This window comes from Kitasatospora cystarginea (genome assembly GCF_039533515.1).
GTDB lineage: Bacteria > Actinomycetota > Actinomycetes > Streptomycetales > Streptomycetaceae > Kitasatospora > Kitasatospora cystarginea.
This window is the reverse complement of the sequence record NZ_BAAATR010000035.1, coordinates 61,682-74,644: the sequence shown is the minus strand read 5'-3', so window position 1 is coordinate 74,644 and position 12,963 is coordinate 61,682. Positions and strand designations below refer to the sequence as shown.

The 12,963-nt window shown below is 75.4% G+C and carries 1 protein-coding gene; it reads left to right on the top strand.

Annotation, left to right across the window (positions count from 1 at the left end; translation table 11 throughout):
* Positions 1-159: 159 nt before the first annotated feature.
* Positions 160-12,960 carry an amino acid adenylation domain-containing protein gene (locus ABD369_RS30260; RefSeq protein WP_344639766.1) on the top strand — a complete coding sequence of 4,267 codons (12,801 nt, stop codon included), beginning with the start codon at positions 160-162 and terminating at the stop codon, positions 12,958-12,960.
* Positions 12,961-12,963 lie beyond the last annotated feature (3 nt).

Here is a 12,963-nt window from a genome sequence, read left to right as displayed (position 1 = left end):
GGTGCCCGCCCGGTCGGTCCGTCCGCCCCGGCCTTCGGAGCCGTGACGCCGGGTCGTGACACCACCCCGCTCCTCCACCCCTCCGCTTCCGTCCCGCTCGTGAAGGCCGCCCGCCTGCCCCGGCCCGGCCCGCCGTACCGGCGCCGTGAAGGAGAAGACATGGACCAGCATCAGGCCGCCGAGACGGTCGTGCGGATCGTCGGCGGCGTCCTGCCCGCCGGATCGGACCTGTCCCTGGACACCCCGCTGCGCGACTACGGGCTGGCCTCGCTCGCGGTGACCCGGCTCACGGTGGAGCTCCAGGCCGAGCTGGGCGTCAGGGTGGGCACCGACTGGCTGGCGGGCGGTGCGGACACCCGGTGGCTGATCGAGCGGGTGACCGGTCTGCTGGCCGAGGCGGACACCCCGGCGGTGCGGCCGACTCCGGCCCCGTCACAGCCGGATCAGGCAAACCGGCACGAGCCGTTCCCGCTGACCCCGGTCCAGCAGGCCTACCTGGTCGGCCGTGACCCGGACCTGGCCGCCGACCCGGTCGGCTGCCGGCACTACCGGGAGTTCGCGGTGCCCGCGCTCGACGGCGAGCGGATGGCCGCGGCCTGGCGGCGGACGGTCGCCCACCACGACATGCTGCGAATGGAGCTCGACGAGCTCGGCCGCCAGCTGATCGCACCCCGCCCGGCCGACGACGCCGTACCCGTGCACCGGCTCACCGACGTCGACCCGGCCGAGTTCGAGCAGCACCTGCTGGCCGTCCGGCGCCGGCTGACCGCCCCGGAGTCGGACGGCCCGCCGCACCGGGTGGAGGTCTCGCTCGGCCCGGGCGACAGTGGCGTCGTCCACCTGGACATCGACGGCATGCTCACCGACGGCCACGGCCTGGCGGTGCTGCTGGAGGACTGGTGGCAGTGCTACCGGGACCCGAGGTACGAACCGGCCGAGGCCGCGGTCACCGTGCGCGAGGCCGTCCTGGCGCTGCACGCCCGGCGGCGCGGCCCGGAGCACCGCGCCGACCTCGAGTACTGGCTGGAGCGGCTGGCCGGGCGGACCGATGCCCCACCGGCAGCTGCTGCAGGAAGCCCGGCCGAGTGCCCCGGCGGCCACCCGCGCCGCTCGCTCGCCGCGGCGCTCACCCCCGCCCAGTGGTCGGCACTGCGGACCCGGGCGGCCGCGCTCGGCGTGTCGCCGACGGCTCTGGTGCTGGCCGCCTTCGTCGAGGTGATGACCGCCCCGGCGCCCGGCCGGCCGTTCGCGCTGGTGCTCACCACCAGCGACCGGGTCCGGCTGCCCCACGGGACGGACCGCCTGGTCGGCCCGTTCACCTCCACCGCCGTCCTGCCGGTCGTACCGGAACCGGAGTACTCCTTCGACGAGTGGGCCCAGGCCCTGCACCGGGAGCTGTGGCGGGACCTCGAACACGGCGGAGCCTGTGGCGTGGAGGTGCTGCGGGAGCTGCGGGCCCGGGAGCACGGCGCCGAACCGCCCGCCCTGCCGGTGGTCTTCACCAGCCTGCTCGACACCGGCACCGGCGGCACCGACGGACTCACCCGCCACCTTCTGCACGCCACCAGCCGCACCTCCGGGATCGGTCTCGACCACCAGATGTGGGAGGCCGACGGCGCCCTGCACTACCGCTGGGACGTCGCCGACGGCCTGCTCGCCCCCGGAGCCGCCGACACCCTGTTCACCGGCCTCGGCAACACACTGCGCGAACTGGCCGCGCCCGGGACCGACGACCACGAGCTGCGCCCGCTCAACCAGCTCCAGCAGGCGTACTACGTCGCCCGCGCGCAGGGCCGCACGCCGTGGGACGGCTGCCAGGTCTACCACGCCTTCGAGGTGGACGAGCTGGACACCGGCCGTCTGGAGGACGCCTGGCACGCCCTGACCGAGCGGTACGAGTGCCTGCGCAGCCACGTCACCCGGGGCGGTGAGCTGCAGGTGCGTCGAACGGCCGGCCCGCGCCGCCGGATCCCCGTCATCGACCTGTCCACGGCCACCCCGCAGGAGGAGTCGGCCGCCCTGGACGCGTTGCGCGACGCCATGGCCGGCACCGCCTTCCCGCTCGGCCACTGGCCCCAGTCCGACCTCAGGGTCACCAGACACGAACACGGCGGCGCCACCGTGCACTGCGCGATCGACCTGACCATCGCGGACGGCCGCAGCCTCCACCTGATGCTGCGCGAACTCATGCGCGAGTACGCGGCACCCACCGCGCCGGCACACCCGGCACCGGCCGGCGACCCCCCGCCGGTGCCGACCCCCGAGGAGCGCGCGGCCTGCGCCGCGTACTGGCGCGAGCGGTTCACCGGCATGCCCGCGGGGCCGGTGCTGCGAGCCGGCGCCGACCGGCGGCGCAGTCGCCGCTCCGGGGTGCTCACCGGCTGGCGGGAGGTCCGGGCCACCGCCGAGCGGCGCGGGCTGAGCCCGGACGCCGTCCTGCTGGCCGTCCTCACCGAGGCCGTCGCCACCCGCACCGAGGGTGACTTCACGGTGCCCGCCGTCCGCTGGCTGCCGGGTGACGAGCAGCGGCGGCCGGGGGAGTACACCGGACTCAGCTGGATCACCCACGGGCCGGCCGGACTCCCGCTCGCCGAACGGGCAGCGGCCCACCAGACCCAGTTCGACCGGGACGACGCGTCCGGAGCCGCCGCGGACGGACTCGCCGCCCTGCGCCGGGTGGTCATGAAGGAACGGGCCGGCCGCGCCTTCGCCCTCCCGGTAGTCCACACCGGGCTGCTCGAACTCACCGAGCACGCCCCGCCGCCCGGCGTCCGGCTCGGCCGGTGGATGACGTACACCCCCGACGTATCGCTGGACGCCATCTGCGTCGAGCAGGGCGACGAACTGCACTACCACTGGGACGCGGTGCCCGCCGACTTCGCCGACGGGGACCTGGAGGCGATGTTCGCCGCGTACCGGCGGCTGCTGGGCGGCCTCGGTGCCGCACTGGCCGGGGGGCCGGCGCGGGGTACCGGCCCGGTGATCCGGGGTGCCGGCCAGGCCGAGCGCGACCTGGTGCTGTACCGGTGGAACGACACCGCAGTACCGCTCCCCGACGAGCGGCCGGTCCACCTGTTCTTCGAGGACCGGGCACGGGAGAACCCGGACGCCGTAGCACTGGTCCACTCCGGTGGCACGGTCCGCTACCGGGACCTCGACCGCACCGCCAACGGCATCGCCCGCCGGCTGCGCGCCCTCGGCGCCGGCCCGGACCAGGTGGTGGCCGTCTCCGTCCGGCGCGGGCCCGCCATGATCGCCGCCGTGCTCGGCGTGCTCAAGGCCGGCGCCGCCTATCTGCCGATCGAGCCCTCGGCGCCGGTGGACCGTGCCGCCGCGATGCTGGCGGACGCCGGCGCCCGGCTGCTGCTCACCACCTCCGACACCGAACGCGGGCCCGCGCCGGCCGGGATCACCGTGGCCGAGATCGACCGGGGCATCGTGCCCTGCGACACTCCGCCGCCGCCGACCGCCGATGCGGACTCCATCGCCTACGTGATCTTCACCTCCGGCAGCACCGGCCGGCCCAAGGGCGTCACCGTCGCCCACCGCTCGGTGCGCAACCTGCTGCACTGGTGCTGGCGGACCTTCTCCTTCGGGCCGGGCGACCTGGGACTGATGGTCACCTCGCTCGGCTTCGACCTGTCCGTCTTCGACATCTTCGGCCTGCTCGGCAGCGGCGCCGCGCTGTACCTGGCCGACGAACGCCAGCAGAAGGACCCCGAACTCCTGCTCGACCTCCTGCTGGAACAGCCGATCACCTTCTGGAACTCGGCCCCGACCACGCTCGCCCAGCTGATGCCGCTGCTGACCGACCGGGCCGCCGGCCGGCCCGGCGCCGACGACCTGCGACTGGTCTTCCTCAGCGGCGACTACACACCGCTGTCGCTGCCGGACGAGCTGCGCGCCGTCTTCCGCCGCGCCGAGCTGGTCAGCCTCGGCGGCGCCACCGAGGCAACCGTCTGGTCCAACTACCACCGGGTGGACGCCGTCGACCCGGCCTGGCGGAGCATCCCGTACGGCCGGCCGATCGACAACTCGCGCTACTACATCCTCGACGAGTCCCTGGAGCCCTGCCCGGTCGGGGTGGAGGGCGAGCTGTTCATCGCCGGCAACTGCCTGGCCGTCGGCTACCACAACCGGCCCGAGCTCACCGCCGAACGCTTCCTGGCCGATCCGTTCGTGGCCGAATCAAGCCAGCGGATGTACCGGACCGGGGACCGGGCCGCCTTCGGACCGGACGGTGTGATCACCTTCCTCGGCCGGGCCGACACCCAGGTCAAGATCCGCGGACACCGGGTCGAGCTGGGTGAGATCGAACACCGGCTGCGCAGCCACCCCGGGGTCAAGGAGGCGGTGATCCAGGTCCGCACCGACTCCGCGGGCGACCAGAAGGTGGTCGGCTACCTCATCCCCGACGGCGCCGCCCCGTCCGTACCGGAGCTGCGCGGGTACGCCGCACGGGCCCTGCCCGACTACATGGTCCCCAACCACCTGATCTTCCTGACCGCGCTGCCGGCCACCGCCAACGGCAAGCTGGACCGGGCCGCGCTGCCCTGGCCCCCGCCCGCCCAGGCCGAGCAGGGTGCCACTCCCGCCGGCGCCGGGCAGGGCACGACGCCCGCCGATGCCGCTGCGCCCGCCGATGCCGCCGTGCGGGCCGACGCCGCCCGGCTGACCGAGGAGATCACCGCGATCGTCACCGGCCTGCTCGACGGTCAGCCGATCGACCCCGACCAGGACCTCTGGGACCAGGGCGCCACCTCCTTCACCGTGGTGCGGATCTCGCAGGCGCTCCAGAAGCGCCACAGGGTGCGCATCCCGGTCAGCGTGCTGCTGGACTCGCCCACCGTCGCCGGGATCGCCCGCGCCCTCGCCGGGCAGCCGACCGGGCAGCCGACCGGGCAACTGGCAGTCCCCGCCCAGCCGTTGGCCGTCCCGGCCACCGACGCCCCTTCGGCAACCGATGCCGATTCGGCCGTGGAAGCGTCCTCGGCTGCCGATGCCCGCCCGGCCGCCCCCGAGCCGGTCGACCTGCTCTCTCCCGAGCAGCAGGCCGCGTTCAAGGCCGCCCGCTGGAACCTACGAGCCGACACGCCCGCCGAGCCGGCCCTGCCGCTGCCGATCCCGGAGGACTCGCCCGGCTGGTTCACCGCCCGCGCGACCCGGCGGACCTTCACCCGGGGGCCGCTCCCGGTTGCCGCGCTCGCCGCGCTGCTGGCCCGGCTGCGGGTCAGCACCGTCGACGGCCGGGAGCGGCGGGCCTACCCGTCCGCCGGGGACACCTACGCCGTCCAGACCTACCTGCACGTGCGCCCCGGCGGTGTCGAGCAACTGGCCGCCGGAATCCACTACTACGACCCGTACGGGCACCGGCTGCGACTGGTCAATCCGGAGCCCGCCGTCGACCGCTCGGCGCACTTCTTCTACAACCGGCCGGTGTTCGACCACGCCGCCTTCGAGATCTACCTGATCGGCCAGACCCGGGGCATCGAGCCGCTGTACGGTCCGGACGCCGAACGCTTCCTGCTGCTGGAGGCCGGCTACCTGGGGCAGAACCTGATGGCCGCCCAGCAGGAGACCGGGGTCGGGTTGTGCCCGATCGGCAGCCTCGCCTTCGACGCGGTCCGCGCCGAGCTGCGCCTCGACGAGGGCCACCGCTTCCTGCACGCCTTCCTCGGTGGCGGTCTCGCCGACCGCATGCCGGACCCGGAGGGCCGGCCGGCGCGGCTCCCGGCGCACCTGCAGAAGTCGGACCAGCACCAGACGGACTCGGACCGGGTGGACCCGCACCGGGCGGATCCGCGCAGCGGAGCGGCCGTCATCGGTCTGGCCGGCAGCTACCCCGACGCGGCCACCCCTGACGAACTGTGGCGCAACCTCGTCGCCGGCCGGCGCTCGATCGGCGTTCCGCCGGCCGCCCGCGCGGCCGAGACCGGAGCGATCCCGGGCGGGTACCTCGCCGACATCGACGGGTTCGACCGCGCGTTCTTCCGGCTCTCCCCGGCCGAGGCCCGCTCGCTCGACCCGCAGCTGCGCCTGCTGCTGCAGAGCGTCCTGCAGTGCCTGGAGGACGCCGGACACACCCCGGAGTCGCTGCGCCGCGCCGCTCCCCGTACCGGCGTGTTCATCGCCACCATGTGGAACGACCACCAGCACGTCGGCGCCCGGGAGTGGGAGCGCACCGGCCGGGCCGAGGTGTCCGGCGTCGCCTCGGACCTCCCGAACCGGATCTCGCACGCCTTCGGGTTCCGCGGTCCGAGCCTCGCGGTCAACACCTCCTGCTCGTCCTCGCTCACCGCACTCCACCTGGCGGTGGAGTCGCTGGAACGGGGGGAGTGCGACGCCGCCGTCGTCGGCGCGGCCAACCTGATCGCCCACCCGTACCACACGGCCGTCCTGGACGGCTTCGGACTGGTCGTCCAGCACGGCGTGCGGGGCGCGTTCGACGCCGCCGCGAGCGGCTGGTCGCCCGGCGAGGGCGTCGGCGCGCTGCTGCTTCGCCGGGCCGACGACGCCCGGCGCGACGGCGACCACGTGCACGGCGTGGTCGAGGGCACCTGGGTGGACTTCGCCGGCAACTCCGACCAGTTCGGCGCACCCGACGTGTCCGCCATGTACGACTCGATGGCCCGGGTGCTCCGGCGTGCCGGCGTCGCCGCCGACGACATCTCCTACGTCGAGTGCGCGGCCACCGGCGCCGCCCTGGCCGACGCCGCCGAGATCGAGGCGCTGGGCCGGCTGTTCCAGGACCGCGCCGAGGACCCGGTGCCCGTCGGCACCCTCAAGGCCGGCATCGGCCACCTGGAGGCCGCCTCCGGCCTCGCCCAGCTCACCAAGGCCCTGCTCCAGCTGCGCCACCGCCGGATCGCCCCGACCCCGGTGGCCGACCGACTCAGCCCGCTGATCGACTGGGACGGGATACCGTTGCTCCTCGCCGACCGGGCCCGGGACTGGCGGGAGTCGTCCGGCGCGCCGCTGCGGACCCTGGTCAACGCGGTCGGGGCGACCGGCTCGCTCGCCCACGCGGTGCTGCGCTCGGCCACCGCGGACGACTTGCGTCCGGCCGGCCAAGCGGCGTCCGACGGGCCGCTGCTGGCCGTACTCTCCGGCCGGTCGAAGGATGAACTGCGGTCCGCCGCGGAACAGTTGGCCGAGTACCTGGTCGCCGCCGACCCCGACCCGGCGGATCTCGCCTTCACCCTGCAGACCGGTCGGACACCGCACACCCACCGCCTCGCGGCGGCCTGCGCGGACCTGGCCTCGCTACGGGCCGAGCTGGCCGCCTACCTGACCGGCCGGCCGCCGGTGCCGCCGGCCGACGAGGCGGCCGTCCGCTGGCTCGCCGGGGAGGACGTCGACTGGGCCGCCCGCTGGTCCCGGCCCGCCCGCCGGATTCCACTGCCCGCCCGCCGCTTCCCGGCGGCCCGCCTCCAGCCCGGCCGGGAGCAGCCGGCCCCGGACGCCGTCGCCGCCCAGGACCACCCGGCCGACGAGGAGACGGCGCGGCGGCTCGTCGAGGTCTTCGCCGAGGTGTCCGGCCTGCCGGCCGACCGACTGGATCCGCGCACCCCGCTGGAGGAACTCGGTCTGACCTCCTACCTGGTCGCCCGGCTGACCGCCCGGCTGCGGGACGACTTCGGCACCGTCCCGACCACGCTGTTCTTCGAACACCGCGACCTGGCGGGCATCGCCCGGGCGGTGGCCCGCCGGTCCGCCGTACAACCGGCCGTGGCCGCCCCGCCGGACCCGAGGCCCGAGGCGCCGCGCGACACCGGCGTCGCCGTGATCGGCCTCGCCGGGCGCTACCCCGGCTCGCCCACGCCGGACGCGCTGTGGGAGCACCTGACGGCGGGCCGCGACCTGGTCACCGCACTGCCCGCGGACCGGCGGCGCGGACGGGCCGGTGAGGAGCTGATGTGGGGCGGATTCCTCGACCACGTGGACCGCTTCGACCCGCTGCTGTTCGGCATCGCCCCCAAGGACGCCGATCTGATGGACCCCCAGGAGCGGCTGCTCCTGGAGGTGGTGTGGGAGACCCTGGAGGACGCGGGCTACCCGCGTGAGCGGCTGCGCCGCGCCCATGACCGCATGGTCGGCGTCTTCGTCGGGTCGATGCACAACGAGTACCCGTACTTCGGCGTGGAACGCTCGCTGGCCGGCCGCCCGGTGGCCACCGGCGGCACCCCGGCCGGTATCGCCAACCGGGTCTCCTACGCGCTGGACGCGCACGGGCCGAGCCTCACGGTCGACACCATGTGCTCCTCCTCGCTGACCGCCGTCCACCTGGCCGTCCGGAGCCTGCAGGCCGGAGAGTGCCGGCTCGCACTGGCCGCCGGGGTGAACCTCTCGCTGCACCCCAACAAGTACCTGCAGCAGCGGGATCTGGGGATGACCTCGACCGACCACCGCTGCCGGGGATTCGGCGCGGGCGGGGACGGCTTCGTACCCGGGGAGGGCGTCGGGGCGGTGTTGCTCAAGCCGCTGGCGGCGGCGCGGGCCGACGGCGACCGGATCCTCGGGGTGATCAAGGGGACGGCGGTCAACCACGGCGGCCGGACCAACGGCTACACGGTGCCCGACCCGGCGGCACAGGGGCGGGTGGTGGCCGAGGCGCTGCGTGTGGCCGGTGTGGCGGCCCAGACGGTGGGCTACCTCGAGGCGCACGGCACCGGTACCGCGCTCGGCGATCCGGTGGAGATCGCCGGCCTGTGCGCGGGCTACGGCGAACTACCGGCAGGATCGGTAGCGTTGGGAACGGTCAAGTCCAACATCGGGCACCTGGAGGCGGCCGCCGGGATCGCCGGGCTGACCAAGGTGCTGCTCCAGCTCCGGCACCGCCGGCTCGTACCTTCGCTGCACACCGAGGAGTTGAACCCGGGGATCGACTGGGCCGCGTCGCCGTTCCGGGTGCAGCGCTCGGTGGCCGACTGGCCCAGCCCCGGTGCCGGACTGCCCAGGCGGGCCGGCCTCAGCTCGTTCGGGGCCGGTGGCGCCAACGCGCACCTGGTGGTGGAGGAGTACCTGCCGGCGGCACACCAGGAGCAGTCGTCGGAGGGGGCCGCCGGGGCGGACGACGGGCGGCCCCGGCTGGTGGCGCTGTCCGCCCGCACCGACCAGGCGCTGCGCACGCTCGCCGGGCGGCTCGCCGCCTACCTGCACGCCGGCGGGCCCGCTGCCGGAACCCTCGCGGACCTCGCGTACACCACCCAGATCGGGCGGGAGGCGCTGCCCGAGCGACTGGCTCTGGTCGTCCGCAGCCTGCCCGAACTCGCCGACCGACTCGACGAGTTCGCGGGCGGCGGCACCGAGGAGTTGCGCGGACGGGCCACCGGACCGGCCTGGTTCACCGGGGCACCGGACCCGGCCGACCCGGGCGGGTCCGAGCCCGAGGAGATCGGCCGCCGCTGGGTGACGGGCACGGCCTGGGACTGGGCGGCCTGGCACCGGGGCGAGGCGCGCCGGATGGTTCCGCTGCCCTGGTATCCGTTCGACCGCCGCCGCTGCTGGCTGCCTCAGGACGGACCGGACCGCGTCGGCGCGACCCCGGACGCGGCGCAGGGCGCGGGGACGTCTTCCGTGCTGCCCGAGGCGTCCGTCGTAGCACCCGAGCCGCTCGGCGTCCCGATGCGTGAGCGGCTCTGGACGCCGGCCGTCCGGCCGGACGCGGTGGGCGTCCCGGGCACGGGACTCGTCCTGGTCCTGGCCGGGCCGGGCAGCGGTGAGCTCGCCGCGCAGGTAGCCGCCGCGCTCGAAGGCGAGCGGACCCGGGTGGTGCACGAGACGGCGGACGGCTTCGAGCGGGTGGACCTCGCCGGGGTCGGCGGGATGCTGGACCTGACCGACCTGTGGCGGCCGGATGACGGCCAGGGGCCCTGGCAGGCCCGGGTCGCGCTCCTGCAGGACCTGATCCGGGCCGGGCACGGGCCGCTCCGCCTGCTCCAGGTCACCTCGGGCCTCCAGGACGCGCCGGGGGTCCGGCCCTCACTGGCCGGCGCCCGAGTGGCCGGATTCGTCCGCATGCTCGGCGCGGAGTACCCGCGCATCCGGGCGACCCATCTGGACACCGACCGCCCCTCGGAGGCTGACCTCGTGGCCGAGTGGGCGGCCGCCGACGCCCCCGCCGAGGTCTGCCACCGGGACGGCCGGCGGCTGGTGCCGGGCTGGACGACGATCGCCGCTCCGGCCGCCCCCGCGCTGCAGGCCGATCCCCGACGCGTCTACCTGGTGACCGGGGGAACCCGTGGCCTGGGCGCGCTGGCGGCCCGTCACCTGGCCGAGCGCGGTGCCCGCCGGGTCGTGCTGACCGGGCTGCGCGGCCTGCCGCCGCGCGAGCGGTGGGACGGTACGGCGCTCGGCCCGGAGAGCGCCGAGGCGATCCGGACGGTCCGGGAGCTGGAGCGCGACGGCGTGCGCGTCATGCTGTTCGCCGGCAGGCTGTCCGAGCGGTCCCGGCTGGCGGCCTTCCTCGCCGAGGTGCGCGGCGACCTCGGGCCGATCGGCGGCGTGGTCCACTGCGCCGGGGTCGGCACGCGCGGACCGGCCGCGTTCGCGCTCAAGAGCCTTGAGGGCGTGCGCGAGGTGCTGGAGCCGAAGGCCGAGGGCCTGGAGACACTGGCCGAACTGGTCGCAGGGGACCGTCCCGACTTCTTCGTGGTCTTCTCCTCGGTCTCCGCGGCGCTGCCGCACCTCGCCGCCGGCGTCAGCGAGTACGCGGCAGCCAACGCCAACGCGGACTTCCTCGCGCGCCATTGGTCCCGGCTGGGGCACGGCCGCTTCCGTGCCGTGCAGTGGCCGGCCTGGTCGCAGAGCGGCTCGGCCGGGCCGGCGGCCCTGGACGCCTGCGTCCGCGCCGGTGTCGGCACTCTGACCGACGCACAGGGGCTGGCGGTCCTCGACTGGGCCGCGACCGCCGACGGGCCGGCCGTCGTACTGCCCGCTCCGGGAGCACTCCCGGCCAGCCGTACGGAGGTTCCCCGGACGGTACCCGTCGCGACGGAGTCGGAGCCCGCGCCGGTGGTCGCGGGGCCGTCGCAGGTACCCGCTGTCCCCGGCGGAGCCGGGCGTGCGGACGCCCCGGCCGTCACCGTGGAAGAGGTGCCCGGCTGGCTGGCCGAGGTCTTCGAGGAGGTCGTCGGCATCCCGTCGGCCGACCTGGAGCCCGCCGCCTCCTTCGCGGAACTCGGCGTGGAGTCCGTGATGCTGGCCGAGCTGGTGGTACGGATCGAGCAGCGCACCGGGCGGCCGCTGGAGCCCACGGTGCTGCTGGAGCACCCCACCCCGGGGGAGCTGGCCCGGCGGCTGGCGGCCGACGGTGCGGTGGCCACCGGGGCCCAGGTTGCCGGGGCCCGCGTCGTCGCCGCCCCGCTCGGGGACGCCGTGGTCGGTGGTACGGCGAGCGGGAGTCCCGCCGTCGGCACGGCGCCCGGCGACGGCGGGACGGTCGAGCGGCCGGGGCAGCCGCAACCGCTGACCGCAGCCGGTACGGGCGCGATCGCCGTCATCGGGATGGCCTGCCGGTTCCCCGGCGCACCCGACGTGGCCGCGTTCTGGGAGCAGCTGACAGCCGGCCGCGACGCGGTCACCGAGGTCCCGCCCGGTCGCTGGGACACCGCCCGGCTCTACCGGGCCGAGCCGGTGCCCGGCCACAGCGTCGGCAGGTGGGGCGGATTCCTCGACGGCATCGAGGAGTTCGACCCGGACTACTTCGGCATGACCGAGCAGGAGGCCACCGCGCTGGACCCCGCCCTACGGCTCTTCCTGGAGGGGACGGAGACCGCGCTGCGCGACGCCGGCTACCTGGACGCGGAGCTGGCGGGCCGACCGGTCGGCGTCTTCGCCGGCGCGCGGATGTCGGGCTACCGGCGCCGCGTCGGGGTGCACGCCCGCTCGCTGGGACTCGGCGGCGCCCAGAACTTCATCGCCGCCCAGGTGTCGCACCACTACGACCTGCACGGCCCGGCGATGGTGGTCGACAGCGCCTGCTCCTCGGCCCTGGTGGCGGTACAGCTGGCCTGCCGCAGCCTGTTGGCGGGCGAGTCCGAACTCGCCGTGGCCGGCGCGGTGGAGGTGCTCCTGGACGAGGAGCCGTACCTGGAGTTCAGTGCCGCGCGGGCGCTCTCCCCGTCCGGTCGCTGCCGGACCTTCGACGAACGGGCCGACGGGTTCGTCCCGGGCGAGGGCTGCGGGGTGCTGCTGCTCAAGCGGCTCGACGCGGCCGTGCGCGACGGGGACGTGGTGCACGCCGTGATCGACGCCGTCGCCGTCAACAACGACGGGCGGACGATGGGCCTGACCACCCCCAACCCCAAGGCGCAGTCCGCGCTGGTGCGCCGGGCCCTGGCCGAGGCCGGGCTGCGGGCGTCGGAGATCGGGATGGTCGAGGCGCACGGCACCGGTACGGTGATCGGCGATCCGATCGAACTCCGGGCGCTGACCGAGGCGTTCCGCGACCAGACCGACGGCAGCGGCGGCTGTGTGATCGGCAGCGTGAAGTCCAACATCGGGCACTTGCTCAGTGCGGCGGGGATAGCCGGCCTGATCAAGGCGGTGCTCGCGGTACGGCACGGGACGATCCCGCCCACGGTCGGCTGCGAGCGGCCCAACCCCCGGTTCGACCTGGGGAGTTCACCGTTCCGCGTGACCGCGGAACCGGTCGGCTGGCCGGATCGGGGACGCCGGGTCGCGGGCGTCAGCGCCTTCGGCCTGGGCGGCACCAACGCTCATGCGATCGTCGGCGAGTTCCGGCCGGAGTGGCACGACCGCTACCGCCCGGTGCGGAAGGCGCTGCCCGCCCCGGAGTTCAAACGCCGCCGCCACTGGCTGGACCGTCCGGACGCGCCGCCTACGGGACCGGAGACACCCCCGGCACCCGTACCCGAACCGCCCGCACCCCGGGTCGTCTCGATCCTCGACCTCCGCTTCGCCGATGACACCGCATCGACCGCCCGCAGGCATGGCTGAAGG